Source organism: Methanogenium organophilum (assembly GCF_026684035.1).
GTDB classification, from domain to species: Archaea; Halobacteriota; Methanomicrobia; order Methanomicrobiales; family Methanomicrobiaceae; genus Methanogenium; species Methanogenium organophilum.
In genome coordinates this window covers 1,345,887-1,366,844 of sequence record NZ_CP113361.1, presented here as the reverse complement: position 1 = coordinate 1,366,844, position 20,958 = coordinate 1,345,887, and the positions used below count along the sequence as shown (strand labels likewise).

The 20,958-nt window shown below is 53.3% G+C and carries 23 protein-coding genes; 8 read left to right on the top strand and 15 right to left on the bottom strand.

The features are described 5' to 3' along the window. Window positions 1-270 precede the first annotated feature (270 nt). The 4 genes from wtpA to OU421_RS06810 are packed head-to-tail and all read right to left on the bottom strand — an operon-like array spanning window position 271 to window position 5,767. Window positions 271-1,254, bottom strand: coding sequence for a tungstate ABC transporter substrate-binding protein WtpA (gene wtpA / locus OU421_RS06825; RefSeq protein WP_268185324.1), 984 nt, complete (start codon window positions 1,252-1,254; stop codon window positions 271-273). Between the two features lie 43 nt (window positions 1,255-1,297). After that, entirely contained in the window at window positions 1,298-1,876 is a 579-nt protein-coding gene (locus OU421_RS06820) for a molybdopterin-dependent oxidoreductase (protein WP_268185323.1), read from the bottom strand. After that, window positions 1,876-2,754 (bottom strand): argininosuccinate synthase, encoded by an 879-nt coding sequence (locus OU421_RS06815; RefSeq protein ID WP_268185322.1) that lies wholly within the window; start codon window positions 2,752-2,754, stop codon window positions 1,876-1,878. Before OU421_RS06815 ends, OU421_RS06820 begins: the two co-directional genes overlap by 1 nt. Before the next feature lie 34 nt (window positions 2,755-2,788). Then, complete coding sequence (locus OU421_RS06810) at window positions 2,789-5,767, bottom strand: PEGA domain-containing protein (protein ID WP_268185321.1); 2,979 nt, start codon at window positions 5,765-5,767, stop codon at window positions 2,789-2,791. A gap of 219 nt (window positions 5,768-5,986) precedes the next feature. Here OU421_RS06810 and OU421_RS06805 point away from each other — a divergent pair, with 219 nt between their 5' ends. Beyond that, window positions 5,987-6,355 carry a hypothetical protein gene (locus OU421_RS06805; protein ID WP_268185320.1) on the top strand — a complete coding sequence of 123 codons (369 nt, stop codon included), beginning with the start codon at window positions 5,987-5,989 and terminating at the stop codon, window positions 6,353-6,355. 11 nt (window positions 6,356-6,366) lie between these two features. Here the strand turns inward: OU421_RS06805 and OU421_RS06800 are convergent, their stop codons facing one another. Together OU421_RS06800 and OU421_RS06795 are read right to left on the bottom strand one after the other, a co-directional pair. Continuing rightward, complete coding sequence (locus OU421_RS06800; RefSeq protein ID WP_268185319.1) at window positions 6,367-6,618, bottom strand: hypothetical protein; 252 nt, start codon at window positions 6,616-6,618, stop codon at window positions 6,367-6,369. A gap of 103 nt (window positions 6,619-6,721) precedes the next feature. Next, on the bottom strand, window positions 6,722-8,242 hold the full coding sequence (locus OU421_RS06795; protein WP_268185318.1) for an SLC13 family permease: 1,521 nt from the start codon (window positions 8,240-8,242) through the stop codon (window positions 6,722-6,724). Window positions 8,243-8,453: 211 nt separating this feature from the next. Between OU421_RS06795 and OU421_RS06790 the strand changes: the two genes are divergently transcribed. The 7 genes from OU421_RS06790 to OU421_RS06760 all read left to right on the top strand — a co-directional run bounded on the left by OU421_RS06790 (window position 8,454) and on the right by OU421_RS06760 (window position 13,770). Then, entirely contained in the window at window positions 8,454-9,104 is a 651-nt protein-coding gene (locus OU421_RS06790; RefSeq protein WP_268185317.1) for a hypothetical protein, read from the top strand. A 77-nt stretch (window positions 9,105-9,181) separates the two neighbouring features. Beyond that, window positions 9,182-9,913 carry a class I SAM-dependent methyltransferase gene (locus OU421_RS06785; protein ID WP_268185316.1) on the top strand — a complete coding sequence of 244 codons (732 nt, stop codon included), beginning with the start codon at window positions 9,182-9,184 and terminating at the stop codon, window positions 9,911-9,913. Window positions 9,914-9,956: 43 nt separating this feature from the next. After that, window positions 9,957-11,489, top strand: coding sequence for an MBL fold metallo-hydrolase (locus tag OU421_RS06780; RefSeq protein ID WP_268185315.1), 1,533 nt, complete (start codon window positions 9,957-9,959; stop codon window positions 11,487-11,489). Beyond that, window positions 11,489-12,091, top strand: coding sequence for a DUF2115 domain-containing protein (locus OU421_RS06775; RefSeq protein WP_268185314.1), 603 nt, complete (start codon window positions 11,489-11,491; stop codon window positions 12,089-12,091). Before OU421_RS06780 ends, OU421_RS06775 begins: the two co-directional genes overlap by 1 nt. Window positions 12,092-12,359: 268 nt before the next feature. Next, the gene (locus tag OU421_RS06770) at window positions 12,360-12,815 is read left to right on the top strand and encodes a GerW family sporulation protein (RefSeq protein WP_268185313.1); all 456 of its coding nucleotides are present in this window, start codon (window positions 12,360-12,362) and stop codon (window positions 12,813-12,815) included. Window positions 12,816-12,841: 26 nt separating this feature from the next. Beyond that, window positions 12,842-13,504 (top strand): DUF2953 domain-containing protein, encoded by a 663-nt coding sequence (locus tag OU421_RS06765; RefSeq protein ID WP_268185312.1) that lies wholly within the window; start codon window positions 12,842-12,844, stop codon window positions 13,502-13,504. Beyond that, window positions 13,501-13,770 carry a hypothetical protein gene (locus OU421_RS06760; RefSeq protein WP_268185311.1) on the top strand — a complete coding sequence of 90 codons (270 nt, stop codon included), beginning with the start codon at window positions 13,501-13,503 and terminating at the stop codon, window positions 13,768-13,770. Before OU421_RS06765 ends, OU421_RS06760 begins: the two co-directional genes overlap by 4 nt. A gap of 15 nt (window positions 13,771-13,785) precedes the next feature. Here the strand turns inward: OU421_RS06760 and OU421_RS06755 are convergent, their stop codons facing one another. From OU421_RS06755 to OU421_RS06715, 9 genes are all read right to left on the bottom strand, one after another. After that, complete coding sequence (locus OU421_RS06755) at window positions 13,786-14,940, bottom strand: ABC transporter permease (protein ID WP_268185310.1); 1,155 nt, start codon at window positions 14,938-14,940, stop codon at window positions 13,786-13,788. Then, window positions 14,937-15,662, bottom strand: a complete 726-nt coding sequence (locus OU421_RS06750; protein ID WP_268185309.1) for an ABC transporter ATP-binding protein — start codon at window positions 15,660-15,662, stop codon at window positions 14,937-14,939. The genes OU421_RS06755 and OU421_RS06750 overlap by 4 nt, the downstream gene beginning before the upstream one ends. Beyond that, complete coding sequence (locus tag OU421_RS06745) at window positions 15,647-16,807, bottom strand: COG1361 S-layer family protein (RefSeq protein ID WP_268185308.1); 1,161 nt, start codon at window positions 16,805-16,807, stop codon at window positions 15,647-15,649. Before OU421_RS06745 ends, OU421_RS06750 begins: the two co-directional genes overlap by 16 nt. A 5-nt stretch (window positions 16,808-16,812) precedes the next feature. Beyond that, entirely contained in the window at window positions 16,813-17,451 is a 639-nt protein-coding gene (locus tag OU421_RS06740; protein ID WP_268185307.1) for a YIP1 family protein, read from the bottom strand. 304 nt (window positions 17,452-17,755) lie between these two features. After that, complete coding sequence (locus tag OU421_RS06735) at window positions 17,756-17,959, bottom strand: helix-turn-helix transcriptional regulator (RefSeq protein WP_268187877.1); 204 nt, start codon at window positions 17,957-17,959, stop codon at window positions 17,756-17,758. Window positions 17,960-17,982: 23 nt separating this feature from the next. Next, the gene (locus OU421_RS06730) at window positions 17,983-18,546 is read right to left on the bottom strand and encodes a hypothetical protein (RefSeq protein WP_268185306.1); all 564 of its coding nucleotides are present in this window, start codon (window positions 18,544-18,546) and stop codon (window positions 17,983-17,985) included. A 202-nt stretch (window positions 18,547-18,748) separates the two neighbouring features. After that, window positions 18,749-19,501, bottom strand: coding sequence for an arsenate reductase/protein-tyrosine-phosphatase family protein (locus OU421_RS06725; protein WP_268185305.1), 753 nt, complete (start codon window positions 19,499-19,501; stop codon window positions 18,749-18,751). Between the two features lie 14 nt (window positions 19,502-19,515). Next, window positions 19,516-20,433 (bottom strand): cation diffusion facilitator family transporter, encoded by a 918-nt coding sequence (locus OU421_RS06720; protein ID WP_268185304.1) that lies wholly within the window; start codon window positions 20,431-20,433, stop codon window positions 19,516-19,518. Between the two features lie 95 nt (window positions 20,434-20,528). Continuing rightward, on the bottom strand, window positions 20,529-20,954 hold the full coding sequence (locus tag OU421_RS06715; protein WP_268185303.1) for an arsenate-mycothiol transferase ArsC: 426 nt from the start codon (window positions 20,952-20,954) through the stop codon (window positions 20,529-20,531). Between the last annotated feature and the right edge of the window lie 4 nt (window positions 20,955-20,958).

Below are 20,958 nucleotides of genomic sequence, written 5' to 3'. Positions count from 1 at the left end.
CCCTCCCCGAATCTGGTTTTCACTCCAGGAGAGGATGCTTCTACTGTGAAAGTACTCCGATACACCGCCTTCCGTAAACCATATGATGCTTTTGGCATCATGGGCATAACGATCAGCCCATTTCTCTCAGGAAACAAATCCGTCCCAAAATATATCCGGTAAATGCTGCAAAATCATGAAATACTAAAGCATTACCTGCTGGTATTGGATACCCAACCGCAGGATATGTTCGGTGTCCCGGTATGGTTCAGCGCAGTCACGGGAAAAATATTACTGGGAGAGTGAGACTGACGGCGGTGTGTATGGACGTGGCCAGGTATCATATCCTGCTGCCATCGAATCAATGACAAACGCTGCAAAGTCCTCTCCTGCTTCCGGATGGCTGGCTGTTGTCGGAACCGTGATGCCGTAGACAATGGGCCGTCCTGTTCGTTCACTCCCGATGGACGTGAAACGCTGGTAGCCGAGATTCACGGTGACGTCATCATACTTGTCGGCATATGCCGGAGAACTGAGATCGATTTCAGCAGGAAGGGAGATATATTTCAGCCCGTGCTCCTCTGCCACGCTCCGGTATTCAAAGGCATAATCAATACCGCCCGCCTCCAGAAGGGAGAGCAGATAAACACTGCCGTCCCGGATCACAAGGCCGGGGCCTGACGTCTTCATCATCTCCGGGAGGACCACCTCTGTGGTGGTGCCGTTGCGCACCACAACGGGTTCATCAGCAAGATTGCGGGTAACAATTGTGTCAAAGATGCCATCTGTCCCATAGTACTCTTCTGCCAGAAGAAGCACCATTAGCCCACGGTATCCGGCCGCATCAAGCATCGGATTTGAGATACCAGTCCTGACGTCCGGACGGCGGAGAATCTCCACCCAGTTCTCCTCTGTACACTCATCTGCGTACCGGCTCTGGCTGGTATAGGCGATGACCATCTCATTGCGGGCCACAGGAATGTATGACGTGGCATAGGTGCCGTTTCCGTCCTCACGGGGAATATACATCATATCCGGGATGAGGGATTCATCGGCAACGATAATGACATCAAAGTCCCGATGGAGGTCAGTTACCTGCCGGATGCACTGGATACTGCCGTGCCCTTCGCTCCGGATGTCGATATCCGGGTGCAGTGCTTCATATTCGGCTTCCATCGTCTCCATTGGCCCCAGGAGACTACCTGCCGGGAGCACATTGACAACAGTCTTCTCCCCGGTGTCACTGCACCCGGCAGCGAGGACCAGGGTAACCATTCCAATACCAAGAAGCAAAAAAGGGAGGGGAGATATTTTTGAGCTACCTGACTTCAATGGTATCAACCCACTTCACCCAGGAACTGCCTTCGGTGATCACATCAGGAGTGTCGGTTGCCACCACCATCCGGAAGGGACCGCCTTCCCCGGAGGTGAGTGGCATGCCATCCTGCTCATACATGATGATAACAGTGAGAGATGGGGCGGGCACTTCTTTGAGGTCAGCATCGAAGGTGATGAACCCCTCTCCCTGCACCTGATCATAGTCAAAGACCCAGAGATAACCGTCCGGTGCGGAGACCCAGGTCTGATTTTCCTCTCCAAAATCTCCGGCGAGCGCGATCAGGTCGGTGAGGCGCACACCTTTCACGTCATAGGGGCCGTATTTGATTCCCACGGTAGAGACCGCATACCCGTACCCGACAAATGCAGGCATTGCGGTTATGGCATCCCAGTCCAGGACAACCTCAGTGTCCCCGTTTATTATGGTAAGATTGCCCGGCAGGGGCTCCGGGATGACCGGCGTGGTCGGTGCCGGGTCAGCGTTCCCGGTGCAGCCGCAGACACAGGCCCCCGTCAGAATGCAGAGACAGAGACATAAAATGGGAATCAGCCGCTTCATCAGAGCCTCCGGCGCAGCGGCACGAGGGCGAGGGCGAGACCTGCAGCGATGAGTGCAACCGGAGCGGGAGCGGGGGTGGTGTCCGGCACGGCACCGGTTGTGCTTTCTGCATCATCAGACTGCAGGGATTTAACCGGTGCCGAGGTATCCCCTGAAAAACCGCCTTCATAGATGCGGACCTCATCCACCCACTTCGCCGTGAAACCATTGGTTGATGGCATCAGGTCAAAGAAGTGCTGGGCGCTACCGGGCATCGTCTCGTGCATGTCCCAGTTACCATAGATATGGTTCCCGTCTGCATTGGTGGAGTTGTCCGCAAAAAAGATAAGGCGCATTCCGCTGTAGTAGTCATCCGGCGTGTACCCGACTCCGCTCCGTTCTCCAGACACCGCGTCCTCACCGTTGTACCAGGTGACAACCATCGGTCCCTGGCGCGGGTCAGGCGTGAAGACGTTCTCATACGGGAACTCAACGTGGTAGCCATCTGAAGACCTCACCATGATTTCATCTCCCGGTGCGGCGCCGCCCACAAGGCCACAGAGATCAGCGATATCAGTCCCCATCACTGCGCCATGATCTTTGTAGTTTGCTGTCTCATTGCGATCCCAGGCCACGTCCTTATCATCAGAGAAGACCGGGCCCTGATGGTAGTAATGCGTCACACCATCTCCCTGTACCGGCAGGTTGTCCTGCATCCAGAGATAATCCACCGTCTTTTCTGCGATGATGTCGCCGGTAGCAGAGATCTTTGTTACCGTGATATTTGTCGTCGGTCCTGCGGCTGCCCCTGCACAGAGAAGAAGTGCTGCTATCAGCACTGCCACACCAATGCGGCAGAGGTTGTTACGCCCGTAAAGGCTCTTTATTTCCGTAGTCATTGAAATCAGGTTCATGCTCAATTTTATCCTTTAGCTATTCTTCTCCAAATCGAAACTCATACGCTACCACCGTGTCCGGCAGGACCGTCATCTCCCGGATAACGGTCTCATCGTCAGTGGAAAGCCCAATCTCATAGGTACCGATCGGAAGGCCGGAGATCGTTGCAGGAGTAACCAAACCGGTGTAGCGATCATGGAGATAGATCTGTGCACCGGCAGGCACCGAGGTTACCGAGAGGGCACCATTAGAATACGGTGTAAGCGTGAACGATACCTCTGCATCCGGTTTTCCAGAGCTATCACTCACTGAAATAACCTGTGCATCCGGATAATATCCCGGCAGGGAACATACAATACGATGAGGACCAGGGGAGAGACAGGAGATTTCAGCAGGAGTTCTGTCTCCGGTACGTTTGCCGTCAATAATAATCTCGGCATCTGCCGGGCTGGATGCGACAGCGACCGTGCATGTCCCGCAGACCGGCGGCACCAGAGTTAGCGTCCCGTCAACACGCTGGTAGGTGACAGGATATGTCTGCCAGCCCTCGTCTGAAGTGACCGCAACGAATGATTCCGTATCCGTGATGGTCACCTGAGCAGGTGTCGTCTGTTCCGGTAGTATTCCGTTCACCGTAAAGACCACCGGTTCGCCAGTTCCACTTTCAACCTGTACGGTCGCTTCCGGGAGCACGGAGGAAAAATCAAAGAAGACGGGGATAAGGGCACCCGGATAGACCCAGGCCTTCTCTGAGCGTGTATCGCCCGTGAGTGCTGATGAGACCCCGATGCGATGTGTGCCCTCCTTGAGGCCGGCAAAGAGGGCAGGAGTCTTTTTTCCGGTCGATTTTCCGTCGAGACTGATCCATGCTCCCGAGGGCACGGAATCCACCAGCAGGCCACCGGTCAGGGCAGGAGAACGAACCCCCTCTGCCGGTGCAAACACCAGTGAAGGCGGCACAGAATCCAGAGTCGTCTCCGGGACAGATACGGGGGAAACAGGTGTCACATTTTGCTGACTGCCAGCCCCGGCGGGGGATGGTGTGTCAGATGCTGCGGCGGGATTTACTGCGTTCAGAGAGAAAAGAGAAGCAAAAAAACGATAGATACCTGACATAATTCCGTCATCCGTATCACTGGAAATATCAGACTTCTTTTCCGGATCCGCCACATCCGGAACGGAGGACGGTTCTGCTGCGGTTAAAATCACAACCCGCACTATCCATCCGGAAGATGCATTCTCTACCATGACAGTATATGCTCCACCGCCGGGGGGGAGGGGTGCGGTGATCTGCACCAGACCCTGCTCCAGTGTTGCATAAACCGCATCAAGTGTCATCCCGTTCACCGAGATTCCCGGTGCATCTGTCCCCACCCCTGCCTCTGTACAAAGAACAGTAAGTGTACGGGTGCCTCCATTTGGCAGGGCATCCGCTGGGATCGTGCAGATCTCTCCTGTCGCAGGGACACATCCCTCATACACCGCATATGCGAATGTGTCCGGCCCATCACGTGCAAGAAGGGAGATCGCAGCAGAAAGACTGAAGACATCCTCGTCCCCTCCCGAACTGCTGATCGTGAAATTAGGAGACGGGAACGGGAAGAGGGCACAGGTCTGGTCTACAGTACCCGCAGGGGTGATGGTGTTTGCAAGAAGCCGGGGGATCAGGCGTTCACCGCCGGATGAGAGAGACGGCTGTGGTTCAGCCGGAAGACCCGATGCCGTGTCATATCCATGAGAAAAGAGCAGGTAAGACGTGATCTCATTTCCTTCTCCTTCAGGCATATGCATAGGAACCGATTCTCCGCCCGCAATAAAGCCCGGGTATCCACCTGTTGTCTTCACTGAGAGAGACCCCTTCAGGCTGCCGTGCGGCCCTGTGGAGAGCAGGGGAATGTCATCTTCACCACAAACGGGAACAAGCACACCCTCCACACGGTTCGTTCCCCCGTCCGTGATCCGGACCGGAATCTCAAGCGGTACATACCCGTCCATCGTAAGGGTGATGGTATGATTCCCGACAATCAGGGAAAGGGAATCTGTATCCGCTGTGGTGCCGGTATCCACCCCATCCACAGCGATGCGGGCATTCGCAGGATGTGATACTATCGTGCAGGGTGCGGTGATACCCGTCAGGGAAAAGGAGACCGTGGCATTGGAACCGTCTGAGACCATCAGCCATTCCTCATCAGGTGTTTCATACCCCTCACGCTCCACGGTGACACCGTAGGAACCCTCAGGCATATCCGGAATGGATACATTGGTCAGATAATCACTTGTCGCACCGTCGATAACCACTGCGGCATCCGCAGGAACGGAGAGAACCGTCAGCGTCCCGGTTGCGGGTGTCCAGAGATCGGCACCCCCGTCATTATCGCCAGAGGGAACCACCGGGGGTTGACCGCCGGTTGATTCATATATTTCTATGCGGGAGACAGACTGCACAGAGAGCCCGGTACTCGAAGGCAGCCCCGGCTGGAAGAAGTGCCAGTATTCCTCAGGAAGGGCAAAACGCATATCACTGTTGCCAAAGATGTGCTCGCCCCATGGGTTCACTGAGGTGTCCGCAAAGAACTGAAGCCGCATCCCATCATAATACCCGGCACCCGCCTTCTGTCCGTCTTTTTCCCATGCAATCACCATTCTGCCCTGCCGGGCTGGCGGAGTATAGATATTCTCATAGGGGAACGACTTCCGGAACCCATCGTCGGCACGGATAAGGATCACATCACCCTGGTGTGCACCCCCTGCCATTTCACAGAGGTCCGCCACATCGGTCCCCCTGACCGCACCCATGTCCTTATTCGGATAACAGTTGATGTCCTCGTCCGGATTCCACGAGTCCTCAGACTCATCAAAGACCGGGCCCTGCAGGTAGTAATGAGTAGTCCCATCCCCCATAACCGGCAGATTCTCTTCCATCCACGCAATGGTGTAAGTCTCCTCAAATTCCGGTTCACTCTCCACGGAGGCATACCGTGCCACCGTGAGCGTATCGGTAGCTATGACAGGCATGACAATACAGCCAAGAAGGAAAATACACAACAAACCTGAACAGAAGCTACGGAAAATCATTACCCACCTGATTTTTAAACCGTTTGTAGCTTCAGCTCATATTAGTTATGTTTATTTTACCACAGATTAATTAAACAAAGTTTACAACCGGCAAGAATTCCTCCCGCCAATCCCGCTGCCGCCACATTTACGATGATTGAGGCCAACCCTTCTGATATTATGCAACATCTGCAGGAACGGACCGCCATCTTCCTCATCATCAGTGTCCTTATTCTGCTTGCCGTGTGCTCATATCTGATCGATTCAACAGGAAAAGAGACATTTGCGGCCCCGTTCTCTGATACACTGGAGGATGGCACCCTTTCGGTTCTGACCGGTTCCGTAACTGCAGCAGCCAATACCAAAACAGGCGGCCACCTGATGCTCACCGTAAACAACACCTCCGTCTTCATCCCGGATGGCGCACTGGACGAACCAGAGAAGGCAATCGGAGAGACAGTCAGTGTTATCGGTACGGTTCAGACATACCGTGGAAAAAAAGAGATTGTCGTTGCATCTCCAAATGACATTGCCATCCGGATGCAGTGAGTCTCTGCATCCTACCGGAAGATATCAGAATCATCCTTTTCGTTAATTGAAAGGCGATCAAACGACTTTTTTTTCTTTCCTTTTTCCTGCTGACCCTGCTTTTCAGGACTCGGCCGCCCCTCCTGTGCGAGAGGGCGGTCTGCCTCTTCATCAACACTGGCCTTTGCATCGCGGGGGCGTTTCCCCTCAACGCCCAGCCCTGCATCAAGATCAGATTTTAAGAACCGTTCCCGTGCCATACTGAACACGTCGACCCGCGACATAATAATGTTACTACCTTCGGCAGACCGATATAATTGAAAAGAACTCATTCAGGGTGGAATCAGGACAGAAAATTCCCGTCCAATAAAAGAAAACGTGCCCGGTTCAGGGACCAAGCACGGGCTCTAATGCCCAGAGCGGCATCTCCGGGCCGATACCAAGGGCCCAGGTGATGATCGTGAACATCATTGCCGTCAGAATACCAATACCAATGAAGTTGAGCACCCATCCGGAACGCATCATATCATGCATGGTAATGTATCCGGAACCGTAGGCAACCGCATTCGGTGGCGTTGCTACCGGCAGCATGAACGCCATCGATGCCGCAAAGGTTGCGGTGAGCATCAGGATCCACGGGTGAATGCCCATAGACACAGAGGTGACCGCCATGATCGGAATCATTACCGATGCCATCGCCGTATTGGACGTCACTTCGGTCAGGAAAGAGACAATGATTGCCACAGCAACGACTGCCACCACGATAGGGAGGCCATGGAATACTGTAAACGTTTCAATAATTACCTGCGCAAGGCCGGATGCGATGAACGCCTTTGAGAGGGCAATTCCGCCGCCAAAGAGGATGAGAATCCCCCACGGAATCTTCTTGGCCCATTCCCAGTTCATCGTATATATGCCCTGTTTCCGGTCAACCGGCAACAGGAAGAGCAGAATAGCACCTGCAATGGCAATGGTTGAGTCATGCACCCATGGCAGATAGGTATTGATGCCAGGGATGATGAGCCCGCCAATGTCCTTTTCAGAACGCATAATCCAGGCTACCGCCGTCAGCACAAAGACAAGCAGTGTCCAGCGCTCACCCCGGCTCATCGGGCCCAGTTCTGAAATTCGCTGCTGGATAATATTATGCCCATGGGAGATCTTCTTCGGCATATGCCGATACGGCCCATAGGTGAGCCATAACCACGAAATCGGAAGGAAAATGATCACAAGCGGCAGCCCGAACTTCATCCAGGTAAAGAAATCTATCGTTGGAGCAGTGGGGAATATTGTTTCCATTTGCGCGAGGAATATGCCGTTTGGCGGTGTACCAATGATCGTTGCAAGACCTCCGATACTCGCTGCATAGGCAATGGAGATGACAATACATTCTGCAAAGTCACGCTGTGTCTTGTCCATTTCCTCAAGTTTCAGATCATTTCTCGGCAAGATGGTGGCGATGATCGCTATCGCAATAGGAACCATCATCATCGCCGTTGCGGTATTGGATATCCACATCGAGAGAAATGCCGTTGCGACCATAAACCCGAATATCAGCATGCGTGAACTCGAACCCGCTTTATTGAGAATCGCAAGCGCGATCCGTTCATGCAGACCCCAACGCTGCATGGACATTGCAATGATAAAACCCCCCATAAACAGGAAGATGACCTTATCAGCATAGGGGGCAGTTGCCTCACTAGCGGTCAAAACACCAAGGGTGGGAAAGAGCACTATCGGCAGGAGAGCAGTCGCCTGAATGGGAATTGCCTCGGTGATCCACCATATCACCATAAGGGCAGTAGCCGCTGCGGTCGCCTGCACCGGGAAAAAGGCGGGGTCCATGGGCCATAAGAGGAGGATAAAGAATACCAGCACCCCGACGATTTTTCCGATTGTCTTCTTCATACATGAATACGTGAGTTCGTATGATATAAATTACATATCTTTTTAAAAAACGCACAAATACGGCCCATTTTTTAAAATAAAGGATAATTATTGCAATTCAAATAAATAACGACATTCCGTCGATTAAATTTCCCAATACCCGCTAAATCGCCAGAATTTTAGAAAAAAACACATATTATGATGAATGGTACCGTGAACAGAATCTCCGGCCATGAAGACCATCAAACCAAAGGCCTTTTTCTTCGCGCGGACATACCCTCAGTCAGGAAGTGATATGATGGCATTCACACCGGAAGGGAAAGGATCTGAAGTAACAAAACCCGCCATCTGGGTTGCTCTCGTTGTTATTGCAGTACTCATGGAATTCTACTGTCATCTGGTCATGGGTATCTCCACCATATACACTTCATTCTCCTACCTTGTGATTGCAATCGGGGGCCTCTGGTACAGGAAAGGAGTCGTATATATGGGTGCCGCCCTCGGATTTCTGCATATCATTGACGAATATGTGTTATATCTGCAGACGGGCATCTTTGAGCCGGCGGTTATTCTACAGGGTGTGATGTACTTTGTTGTGGCAGTCATCGTCTGGATCATCTCCGGAATGGCCGAGAAAGAACATTTCGCACTTGTAGGATATATCACAGAAACAGCGCTGCGGCTGAAAGAACCCCTGAATGATATCAGCAAAAATCTGGAAGATATCGCAGGAGAGGTGACGGATGAGGAGATACATGCACAGATTCTGGTGCAGGCTGCACATGCTGCACGGGCATCCGGAACAATCCGGGAACTGAACCACGAGATTCTCTCGGATGCAAACGAGATCCCGGATGTATACCGTGATTTCCTCTCGAGATAGCCGGGTACCCTGCCAACCTTTTTTTTTGGATACCATACATATCTTTCATGACGGGCCAAAACCGGTCACCGATACATATGAACGAACATACACTCATTCACATCACCCAGGGCAGTCTGCGGCACATGAACCCCATGACCGATATGGCGGTTCTCGAAGCAGGACGGGCCGCGGGTATCGGAGAGGAGAGTTTTATCCTTGATGCAGGCTCCGGCAACGGCACCGCACTTATCCTGCTGGCCGAACACTACGGGTGCCGCGGATATGGCATTGACATCCGCGAGGACGCCTGCAGAACCGCAGATATTGCAGCAGCAGATGCCGGACTTTCCGACCGTCTGGAGTTTACCTGCGGCGATGCAACAAAATCTGCATTCCCGGACGGGGCAAACCTTGTGATCTCCCTTGGCTCTGCCGACTGCTGGGGCGGCCCTGACGAGGCTATCCGTGCCTGTGCAGTTCTCGCCGGGGAGAACGGATCTATCCTCTTCGGAGACCGGGTATGGGAGGGTGCACGCACACCCCCGGAGTTCGCCCGCGAATGGCCCGAGGTGCGGACCCTCTACGAACTGGTCTCCGCCGGGCGGGAGGCAGGGTATGTACCGGTATGGCTATGGCACGCAACACCTGAAGACTGGGACAGGTACGAATCCGGCATCTGGACACACACAGCCACTTGGCTGCGGGATCATCCCGACGCACCGGAAGCAGCAGAACTCGCCGCCTACCTCGAAGCTATCCAGGACGAATACATCCTCTTCGGACGCGAAGCGGTCGGCTGGACAATGATCCTCTTTTGCCCGGCCTGATAATATTCTGACAGTAACCAGACAACACCATTGGAATGAAACCATGAAACGATACGCATTTGTCACCACCATCCCCATCCGTACCGGGGCTCTGCAGCGCGGTGTCGCCATTATCACCAGGCACAACGGCAATATCAACCGGGTTCACTTCGATCGCAGCATCGACCCCCATACGGTCTTTTTTGAAGTGACCGCGAAACCCGAAGAGTATGAACAGATACGTCAGGAACTTACAGATATCGGCTATCTGCAGACATCTCTTGAAACCTTCGCTTCCCTAAAAATTCATATTCATCTCCCGCATGAATCCGGTGCACTCAATGAATTTTTAATCATGACTACCGGTGCGGGAGCTCAGGTCACCTCCATCACCTTTGATGACGCAGGCATCCATCCCGACCGGGTGACAATAGCAATGAGCGTCCGCGAGATTGGCCCTGCTGAACAGCTCCTTGATGCACTCAAATCACGCTACCCGATTGAGGTGCTGGAGTTTGACAACACCGGTGAGACACTCGACGACACCGTATTCTACCTGCGATTCGCCCAGAAGATGCGCACTCTCATCGAATCAGATGACGATGACTTTCTGCTGCGGTTCCTTGGCGACATCAATCACACCGCTCAGGACCTCACCGCACGTGGGGAAGACCCGAAAACAGTGTTTCGTAATGTGCTTGAAGCCGGTGAATATATCGCTACCACCTGTGGAGATGGATTTTATGCAGATGTGCAGATTGTGCACCTTTCCGAAGAGGTGACGCTCTACGCCATCCAGCTGCCCGGAGGCGGCAATATTTACCTGTTCCGGACCCTGGATGGCTTTGAAATGCTCGATACCGGGTATGCAGTCTACCATCAGGACGTGATGCAGCTCTTTGCCGCATATGCCCTGCCGGTTGCTGAACAGCTCACCCGCATCATCACATCCCATGGAGATGCAGACCATTGCGGAGCGGGCGGATTCTTTGACGTGCCCGCAATCATGCATCCGGCAACACGGGAGATCATCCGTACCGGCAACCGTGCATGGGGGTCCCGGAACGAGGGACTGGTGCTCGAAGAGATTTATACCACAATGATTGCCCTCTACTCCCGGTGGAACCCCCCGGCTGAGGACAACATCCGCCTCATATGTCCGGAAACCGATGAAAAGCGCTCCATCTTCCCGGTTGTATGCCGCCTCACGATTGGCGACCTTGGCTTTGAGGTGCTGGAAACACCCGGCGGCCACCAGGTGGGTGAACTCGTCCTCTACTGTCCGGAGAAGGGATACCTCTTCACCGCGGACAGTCTCATGAACTTTGCCAGCCTCACGGAAGAACGGCGGCGCTACAACTCCTATGCAGACTATCTCGTCACATCGGTGAACGTGGACTCAGATCTTGCACGGGCCGAACGGCGTGCCCTCATAGGGCTTGCACAGGAGTTTACCGAAGAGACCGGGCGCCCATGCACGGTCTTCGGGGGCCATGGAGCGGTCTCGGAGTACCGTGACGGGGCTCTCACAATCGTTGGTGCAGTCGAGCATTACACCCATGCCGGCGGCAGGGAACTCCCGGAGAAGAATACCTGATGCGTACGGTCACCGACCCGGATACGGAAATCCGCCGGATTGCAGCGGTGATGCAGGCGGCAAAGACAAAAGGGGAGCTGGGAGAGATTCTGGCCCGCGAGGTGAAACGGTTCAGCCGGTATGACCTCACCGTGATCAGCGCACGGGTCCGGCAGGAGGTGGAACTCCTGCCAAAGCCCTATCGAGAAAAATTTCGTCCCTATGCGGAGAAGTGGTTTTTTGGCCGCTACCATGAACTCCTGAAGTGCGACCGGGAAGGCACGTGGCAACAGATGCTGGACCCCATCACCGACCGGCAAACGTTTGATAAATTCTGCCGCATGATCCCCGACGCCTGCCTCCGGGATAATCCGGACGCACCATACCCCGGCGAAAATGAGACAATGGTCCCGTTCTACCTGCTTTTTTACTACCTGCTCTCTGCCTTTGCGATGTATGTCCGTGACGAACCCGGCCATCCGGAAGGGACACCGTTTCCCGGCGGGTTTTTTGTCCATCGGAAAAAGGGAAAATATTACTGCGCAATCCGCGACAAGGAAGAGGAGATCTGGCACTCCATCTGCAATTACTGCCCGGCCCTGCAGGACCCTGAGAATATCTGAACGGGAGCACAGGTACCGCACAGACGGAGGAGGGGCGGTGCCATCGAGATCATACAATGAACCCCCACCGCCTCCATCATCCGCGTCAGGGATGGCCGTCTTCCCCAGCATCATACTCAGACCGTAGACAATGATTACAAGTACCAGAAAACTGGAAGGCGCGAATGGAGATGGAGAATATCTACAGAATGAACCGGGAGAATAATCTCCGAACCGGAATACGGTAATTTTAAACAGTATAGGAATATATCTAAGGCTGGTGAAACACATGTCAGGAGAAGACTTCTTTAAACTGGCAACTGATGAACTTGACAGCCTCATCAATGCCAATACCATAATGGGCGATGCAATTGATGCCGGAGACAAGGTCATCATACCAATCGCATCCTTCGGATTCGGATTTGGCGGCGGAATGGCACAGGGATCAGGCAAAGGCGAAGGAAAGGGTGAAGGAAATGGCGAAGGCGCCGGAGCCGGAGCCGGTGGTGGTGTCTCCCCTGTTGCACTTATCATTCTTCACAAAAACCTGACCGGCATTGAGAGTGTTCAGGTAATTTCGCTCAAGAAACACACTGCACTTTCTGAAGCCATCGCCACCATCGGGGAGAATGTCCTTCCGCAGGTGACGGAAACCCTGAAGACGATGACAAAAAAGAGCGAACCGGAAAAAACCGCCGAATCTGAAGCACCGACCGAAGTTCCGGAAGAGTCAGGCACTGCATAACCGGGCAGGCCCCCACCTCTCTTTTTATGATCTCCGGGATACTTCTCACCATAGCTGTACTGCTTATCATGGTCATTGCAGCACTGCTCATTATTCTCTGGGCAGTACCTGTGACGTTCACCGGACGGGGCGAACTCCGCCATGAAGCACCGACGCTCATTTTTGCATTCTGTGTGCATTGGGGAGCGCTCTCTCTTCAGACGCAGATACCAGATGAGGAGAAGATCGATATCATTCTGTTCGGGCGGACAGTCCGCCGGATAGCACTGGAGACAGCCACTCCGAAACAGCCTGAAACAGGGGGCCGTGGGGAAGAAAAAGAACTGGAGACAGACTCCGGAAAAAGAACATCGTCACCTGACATCCTTGGTATTGTCGATGCTGTACTGACATATACCGGTGCCCTTCTCCGCCAGATCTCCATTGACCATCTTCGTGCCTCCCTCAGGTTCGGGCTGGGTGATGCAGCCATGACAGGAGAGGTATTTGGCTGTTTGATGGCCCTGCGTGGCATGCTCATGGCAACCGGTGGAAAGGCCTCCCTTGCAGCGGTTGCAGTATTCGACGAACCGGTGATAGAAGGTGAGGCAGAGGGGGCCATACGGATTGCCCACCCCCTCTCTCTCGTCCCGCCGGTGATCAGAATCATCCGCCATCCGGCGGTATGGAAAATGGTGAGAAACAGATGAAAGAGAGAATTGGGGCGGAGGGTCCATACGTACTAAGCGATGTGACCATTACCCCCATATTCCAATGCCGCACTACTGCATATCCCGGAGGGGGAATGGGAGAGAAAGAACCGCTCGGTCTGCTGATACACGCTGGCACCACTCTCCGCATCGTCTCGTTTACCGGGTCATATGCATGGTGGAATGAACTCATTGATGCATATCCTGAATTGCAGACCCTGCAAGCCGTCTTTCAGGAACAAGCGCCTCAAACACAAAAAAAATAAGATACGATTTTATTTTCACTCAAACCGGAGTGCTTCAATCGGGTTGAGGTGGGCCGCCTTCCATGCCGGATAGAGACCGGATGCGAGTGTGACAATAAGCCCGATACCCATCCCGTAAGGGATATAGAAGAGTGTCTGAGGATTGAAGAGATAGGATGTGTCCTGCAGCATGACAGATACCGCGATGAAGCCACCTGCAAAAGAGAGTAGCCCGCCAATACCCGACCCAACCAGTCCCAGGATGAACGCCTCATAGAGAAACATCTTCATCACCTCTGAACGCTTCGTCCCAATACTCCGGATGATGCCTATCTCCTTGATGCGCTCGGTCACCGACATCATCTGGACATTGAAGATCGAGACACCGGCGACGACAAGAGATATACCACCAATTGCCGTCGTAAAGACCGATATCTGATTGAAGGTCTCAACAATCATCTCAAGGATCATCCGGGTGTCGTAGACGGTTACTTCATCATCACGGCGGTTGAGTGTCCGTTCTATTGCAAGTTTGACCGCATCGATGTCATTAATGTCACGTACCTTGACGATCACCTGATCATAGTCGTCCTGATCGTAAGTAGTGGAATACCACCGGTCAGATACTATGAGTGCATTGTCCGGGTTGATGTCAAAGCCCATACCCTGTTCCTCCAGAATGCCCGTGATCCGCACGGTCTCATTGCCGACTTTAACCCGGCTGCCAGTCTTCAGGTCGTACTCGTCTGCCAGTGTGGCACCGGCAAGGGCACCACTGGTACTGCGGGGAACAATGCCGTCGGCGATATCAACCATTAAGGGAATCTGGTCCGGCCTGATGCCGTATAGAGACGCCACCGCCTTATCGGGCCCAATCTCAATTCGGTCTGCTCCGGCGTAAATGGGCACCGCCTCATTGGGGGCAACGACCCTGACTATTTGCTGGAGCTGCCGGTCCGTGATGAGTGACTCAGTTGTCACCATATTCTGACCAGGCTGCCCCACTACAGGAATAATAATGACCGAGTCACCCACTGTCGAGAGGGAATCAGTGACCGAAAGCGTAAGGGAACTGCCAAGCATGCCCATAGAGGAGATCGCAACCACACCGATCACGATGCCTGCTGCCGCGAGAAACGAGCGCAGCCAGTTGAGGCGTATGTTACGTTTAGAGATTTCAAAAAATATCATGCAACCTTCCCGTCCACAATGGTAATCGTCCGACTCGCATACGCGGCAATATCAGCGTCATGCGTAACCATGATGATCGTCTTCCCCCGGCGGTTCACCTCTAAAAGCAAGTCCATGATGATCCGCCCGGTCGCCTGATCCAGATTCCCCGTCGGTTCATCGCAGAGCAGAATTGCCGGGTCATTGATAAGCGCCCGGGCGATGGCAACACGTTGCTGCTGCCCGCCAGAGAGCTCCTTTGGCTTGTGCGCAAGCATCTGCTCGGTGAGTCCGATCCGCATCAGGAGGTCATGGGCACGCGAACTGCCCTTCACCGCCTGCCGGCTCTTGAGAATCATGGGATACTCCACGTTTTCAAGGACCGTTAAAAGCGGGATCAGGTTGAACTGCTGGAAGATGAAGCCGATACGGTCCCGTCGTAACTCGGTGAGCTCATCATCCGAGAGCGTCCGGGTGTTGCGGCCGTCAATATAAATATCACCCGAGGTCGGGACATCCAGGCTACCGATGAGATTGAGGAGGGTGGACTTCCCGGAACCGGAAGGGCCCATGATGGCGATAAACTCACCCGGTATCACCGAGATGCAGACCTTATCCAGTGCCACTACGTCGCCAAAGGGCAGGGAGTAGACCTTCGTAGCATCCTCCAGCCGGATTACCGCATCTTTTGGAATATCGGTGCAGACCGCAGCACTGTTCGGTTTGATCACTTCTTCTTCCATGAGTAGTAGATAACGCCGGCAACAACCGCCGCACAGATCAGAACAACCACAATCCAGACGATGGGCAGGTCATCCCCCGCTACAGGACTTTTTTTGTCAGAAACTGCAGCAGACTCCAGAGGGAGAGTGAGCTGTGATGAATAGAGGTTACCGTCCTTGTCTTTGTAGTTCGTGACCAGCTGGATATCCTCGGTCTCCGGTTCTGCGTAGAAGGTCACCTCAAAGCTTGCAAAGTCGTCCGGTTCCAAGGCACCGACCACATATGAACGATAGGGGTCCACCGGAACAGCAGGTGCACCGGTGGTGACCACCACAGACTTCGCATCCTCAAGACCCGCATTGGTGACATCGCCTGTCACAATATAGTGGTCTCCCTCCGGGGTAACCGCAATATTATTGAGTACGGTCTCGGCCTGTTTCCGGTCGGTGCCAAAGATGACCGGCACGGCTATGGTAACCTCGTGGTCATTCATTCCGTTGCGATAGTGCACGGTGAATTCCATCGGAGTCTCTACATAGGGCGTGACGGCAAAGGTTGCCTCAGCCGCCTGATCTGCCTCAAGCGTGCCGATGAAATGCGACGTCTCCGTCGTCTCATAACCGTTCATCGCCGGAGTGATAACAACACCGTTGACGGTGTTTTCCCGTGGGTTCCCGACCATGATGGTGATGTCTTCCTTTTTGCCGGATGTGAAGGCGTCCGGACGGTCTGTCACCGAAACCGAGAGCCCGGTGTTCTCCACTTTAACCGGCACACGGTAGCGCAGACTGGATGCATCCCGCAGATCAAGGTAGAAAAGCGGATAGTAGATGCCATCTGCTGCATCTGCGGTTACCGTAAAAGTGAACTGCAGGCTGTTGCCCGGCCCGATGGAACCGACGGAGCCATAATTCTCGTCCCCCATGACATCCAATTCATTGGAATAGAGTTTTGCGCGTGCTATTGCCACCGATGTTGTGCCGGTATTTGTCACGGTGACCTTGACCGTCCCGCTGTCACCGTACATGAACACGCCGGGGTCTATGGCCACATCGGTGACACCAAGCTGGCCTTCAACTGTTGTTGAGGGATCCGCTGCCATTGACGGAACAGCACAGAGAGCCAGCATAATTACAAGAGCAGCGATCAGATTATTATATGTCATTTATATCACCAAATAAGCGGAAGGATGGTCATCAGACAGTAAATCAGAACCGGAATACCAACTGTTATCAGGGCATCTTTTCCGGAGAGGTTTCGTGCCTCCTGCATCCCGAATACCCAGATATTTGCACTCCAGAGGACGAAAAGGAGCGATACGACTCCTGCTATCTGCATAGAGGGAGTGGACATGAGTTCAGTTACGGCAGCGCTGACCTGCATCGGATCGGATATCGGGCGTATGGTCACATCCGAGAGCGTGAAGTAGATGATAATCCCGGAGAGGATGCTCCCGAATATCATAGGCAGGGCACCATATCCGGCCACCGCAAGGGTGCGCTGGAAATCCCCTTTCCCACCCCGCAGGGCAGATATGCCATGAAAGACGGCAGCAATGATCACCCAGTAAATTAAAGCACCGATAAATGCCGAAACAACACCGATGCCAATTATCATGGTTCCCATCCCTGCAATCTCTGCAGGCATCATTGCCATCGTCACCGATGAGACATTCGCAGCAGAGAGTGCGCTCACAATGCCATAGAGCAGTACAATTACAAGAGGCATCTTCAGGTCCGGTTTATCCCCCTCTATGCGGCCGGGAAAGAAGGCCGCAGGCCGGAGCAGAAGATCAGTAATATTCATCATTATATTCATTGATAATCCTCACATACTAATATATTCACAGGTTGAAAATGACCCCTATAAACCGAACACAGGTGGCAGTGCTCACGTGCATCGGAATCTGCATATTCATTCTTCTCATCATTTTTGCACCGGTTGTCATGGCCATCATCGCAGGCTGCTTCATTGGGATTTTCTCGTGTACGCTGCGTTGCAGGCAGCACCCGCCTCATACGATGACCAGGAGCAGGAGAACACTGAGGACGAGATCCTCTTTGTGTACGATGACGTCCGACATGCACGCAGCGCATATCATTTGTCTTGCATATCATTTGTCTTCATCTCCGAACAGGAACAGTTCATCAATGGATGTCTCAAGGGCAGAGGCCACCTGCCAGGCAAGCCTGAGTGATGGATTGTATTTCCCCTTCTCGAGAAAGACAATCGTCTCACGCCGGACACCGACCGCTTCTGCGAGAGCTGCCTGTGTCATGCCCATACGCGCCCGAAACTCCTTCATGCGTGTCTGAATTTATACCACCCTCTGAGTGTCCGTCAGTAGACGTCCCCCTGCCGGTTGAAATACCACTGGAAGAAGAGGGCGGAGCCTATCATCAGAAACATCAGACCACCAAGGATGGTGGATGCCTGTACTTCAAGAACGCCAAGCATATCAAGCCAGTACAGGATCACCACGGCCATAAAGATGATATACCATGATAAAGCGGTCCCATAGGTACCGATCTTCTGTGAGCGTTCGTCAACAATCTTTTCTTCTTTATGGCGTGCAAGCCAGAGGCCGCCGCAGAGTATCATGACAAGCCCCCCGGATATGAGAGATCCCCCTTCAGCAGGGATGGCGCCGGTGAGCATACCAAGCGTACCTGTCACAACCATCACAACGCCGATCACTGCCATGACGAGGAAATACCGGCGGTCTGCTTTTATTTTCACCACTGTCAGAATAATCATCAGTATTCCGAGGACCACCAGAACAGTAAGGCCCATCGTGTCTGCCGTACCTCCGGAGATTAGCCAGGCTGCAACGGCAGCCACAATAAACAGGAGGCCAAATATAATGCCCCACCACATCTGTTTCATTGATTTCTTTTCCAGCATATGAGATATACCCCACACAATGTTACATTATTCTAACACAGTGTGTGTTATTTCTCACATATATCTATTTCCTGCATTTCGCTGTCGCGGGCATTTGGATAAGGAACAGATACTGACGATATCCTACCGGGAGAAGCGGAAAATCATCGCAATAAGGGCATAGATTACAGAAAAACAGGGATATAAATAATTTGAAGAAAGGTTATTTCAGGCCCGCCGCACGCATGCCAGCAAGCCGCACCACAGACTCCGGGATACCCTCATACCGCCTCCCGCCGGCGCATTCCCCCTCGGAGCCATCACAGGACCCGCACATCGAGCAGGACTTCGGTATATATATGGGGACGATCTCCTCAAAGGGGACACCGTTAAAGGACAACTGCAGGGGGCCATCCTCTTCTGCAATGGTGCAGGGAATACCCCTATTTGTGAGCTGTAGACAGATGTCATGGATAACATCCTGCAGCTGTCGTCCGGTATCGGAACAGAGAATCGCAGGCGGCATGGGCCCTTCCGGGCGCTGCCAGGTAATCCTGACACCTGCTGCTACACCAAAGATTTCGTCAACCCAGGCAAAGACAAGGTCACGGACATGTCGAAATCCCGCCATGATATCACCATCACTTCCAACGAACTCTGACGGATCGGGGAAGGGGTGGTCAATCACCCGGCGGGCAGGTGGCAGAACCGGGCAGGTGCCCGAGCAGTCACAGAGACGGGCAATCGTGTCGAACTGCCGGCCCATAAACGATGTAAGTGGTTTTGGTGAATGCCCCGTCATCACAATACCTGCCTCCTCCATCACCCGGATGGTGTATTCACTCATTGATGCAGAGGGATAGTTGCCTGCCGAAAATGCAGCATACCGCTCCCCGTAGCGGGTATTCATATATGCCTCCGCCATCTGTGACCTGCCTGCATTATGATTACAGACGAAAAGAATGTCCTGTTTCATGGCTGTGTCTCACATTATTTTGCATATACGGTATCCTTATCAGTATCCTTCTCTGCAGCCAGCGATATTGCACCGCCATAGTACGGGTCGATATGTACAATTACATCCACCACACCCCCCACTTCCCCTTTGAGACGGTCACGTACCCGGTTGCCGATGAGATGGCCCTCACGGACGGTAATATCCGGATCGACCACCACATGCAGATCGCAGAAAATCTCACCGGGTTTTCCCCGGCAGCGGAAATCATGGTAGCTGCGGACACCTTCCGTTGTCTCAATGATCCTCGTAATCATGTCATAATCAACCGGGGCTGATGCATCTGTGAGCACCTGCACCGCATTATAGAGGATCTCAGCCCCCATCTTTATGATAAGAACGGCAATCCCGAGTGCGATGATGGCATCTGCCACCGGATACCCCAGCCAGATGAAGACAAAACCGCCGAGTACAGAGAGCGATACAAAGATATCACTTGCCGTATGCTGCGAATCGGCCAGAAGAAAAGAACTGTTCTCTTCTTTACCGATTCGGCGCTCATAGAGGGAAATAGTGATATTCACACAGATGGTTACGAGCATCACTGCAACGGTGACCGGAGTTATTTCAGGAACAGTTCCGGAAAAGAACCGTCCAAAACCCTCGTATCCAACAACAAACCCGGTGATCAGAAGCAGGGAGCCGACCACCATCGTACCGATGGTCTCAAACTTCCCGTGCCCATACTGGTGCCGGAGATCCGGGGGAGTATCGGCGATCTGAATACTGATGAGTCCCACAATGTTTGATACCGAATCAAAGAGGGAGTGAAATGCATCGGCAACCATACTCACGGAGCCGGCAAGGGCTCCGACAATCCCCTTTGCAAGGGATACAAAGAGGTTCATGAAAAAGGTCAGTATGAGAGTATTACGTACACGCCGGTAATTCACAGATAATCAGAATGATTCTGAACCAGTATCCAATAAGGCTTTCTCAGTAATCCTGATCACCTCAGATTCAGATAAATCACCACCCAGACGCATGATCAGAAAACAACGCCTGCATCCGGGAAGCAATCCCCAATAGCATCCGCGAGCACCCGGCAGAGCTGACGGAGTCCGTCCAGCCCGTCCGCCCCTTTTGCACCGGGGACCGGAATATCCAGGGAGATGAGCCTGCCCGCAGGAGGGAGGGAATACGCATACTCCCGCACCGCTGGTGAAAGAACAATGATGGTGCCATAGGCAGATGATGAACAGTCACCGAGAGAACGCGGGCAATGGGACGACAGGTCAATTCCCCTCTCGCGCATCACAGACACCACCCCGGGATCCACCGGGGACGGGAAGAGACCGGCACTCTCTGCCACATATCTTTCCGATGCCACTGCATTCAGGATTGCCGCAGCCATCGGTGAACGGACTGAATTATACGTGCAGACAAAAAGGACGCGGTGCGGGTCAGGAGTCATTGCA

Bases quoted from the DNA above. Each gene is read 5' to 3' on its own strand.
- OU421_RS06715 (WP_268185303.1), bottom strand. From the start codon at position 20,954: ATGACTCCTGACCCGCACCGCGTCCTTTTTGTCTGCACGTATAATTCA.
- OU421_RS06755 (WP_268185310.1), bottom strand. From the start codon at position 14,940: ATGATATTTTTTGAAATCTCTAAACGTAACATACGCCTCAACTGGCTG.
- OU421_RS06815 (WP_268185322.1), bottom strand. From the start codon at position 2,754: ATGACTACGGAAATAAAGAGCCTTTACGGGCGTAACAACCTCTGCCGC.
- OU421_RS06740 (WP_268185307.1), bottom strand. From the start codon at position 17,451: ATGATGAATATTACTGATCTTCTGCTCCGGCCTGCGGCCTTCTTTCCC.
- OU421_RS06775 (WP_268185314.1), top strand. From the start codon at position 11,489: ATGCGTACGGTCACCGACCCGGATACGGAAATCCGCCGGATTGCAGCG.
- OU421_RS06725 (WP_268185305.1), bottom strand. From the start codon at position 19,501: ATGAAACAGGACATTCTTTTCGTCTGTAATCATAATGCAGGCAGGTCA.
- OU421_RS06790 (WP_268185317.1), top strand. From the start codon at position 8,454: ATGAAGACCATCAAACCAAAGGCCTTTTTCTTCGCGCGGACATACCCT.
- OU421_RS06745 (WP_268185308.1), bottom strand. From the start codon at position 16,807: ATGACATATAATAATCTGATCGCTGCTCTTGTAATTATGCTGGCTCTC.
- OU421_RS06780 (WP_268185315.1), top strand. From the start codon at position 9,957: ATGAAACGATACGCATTTGTCACCACCATCCCCATCCGTACCGGGGCT.
- OU421_RS06770 (WP_268185313.1), top strand. From the start codon at position 12,360: ATGTCAGGAGAAGACTTCTTTAAACTGGCAACTGATGAACTTGACAGC.
- OU421_RS06765 (WP_268185312.1), top strand. From the start codon at position 12,842: ATGATCTCCGGGATACTTCTCACCATAGCTGTACTGCTTATCATGGTC.
- OU421_RS06820 (WP_268185323.1), bottom strand. From the start codon at position 1,876: ATGAAGCGGCTGATTCCCATTTTATGTCTCTGTCTCTGCATTCTGACG.
- OU421_RS06810 (WP_268185321.1), bottom strand. From the start codon at position 5,767: ATGCCTGTCATAGCTACCGATACGCTCACGGTGGCACGGTATGCCTCC.
- OU421_RS06730 (WP_268185306.1), bottom strand. From the start codon at position 18,546: ATGCTGGAAAAGAAATCAATGAAACAGATGTGGTGGGGCATTATATTT.
- OU421_RS06760 (WP_268185311.1), top strand. From the start codon at position 13,501: ATGAAAGAGAGAATTGGGGCGGAGGGTCCATACGTACTAAGCGATGTG.
- wtpA (WP_268185324.1), bottom strand. From the start codon at position 1,254: ATGGTTACCCTGGTCCTCGCTGCCGGGTGCAGTGACACCGGGGAGAAG.
- OU421_RS06805 (WP_268185320.1), top strand. From the start codon at position 5,987: ATGCAACATCTGCAGGAACGGACCGCCATCTTCCTCATCATCAGTGTC.
- OU421_RS06800 (WP_268185319.1), bottom strand. From the start codon at position 6,618: ATGTCGCGGGTCGACGTGTTCAGTATGGCACGGGAACGGTTCTTAAAA.
- OU421_RS06795 (WP_268185318.1), bottom strand. From the start codon at position 8,242: ATGAAGAAGACAATCGGAAAAATCGTCGGGGTGCTGGTATTCTTTATC.
- OU421_RS06785 (WP_268185316.1), top strand. From the start codon at position 9,182: ATGAACGAACATACACTCATTCACATCACCCAGGGCAGTCTGCGGCAC.
- OU421_RS06750 (WP_268185309.1), bottom strand. From the start codon at position 15,662: ATGGAAGAAGAAGTGATCAAACCGAACAGTGCTGCGGTCTGCACCGAT.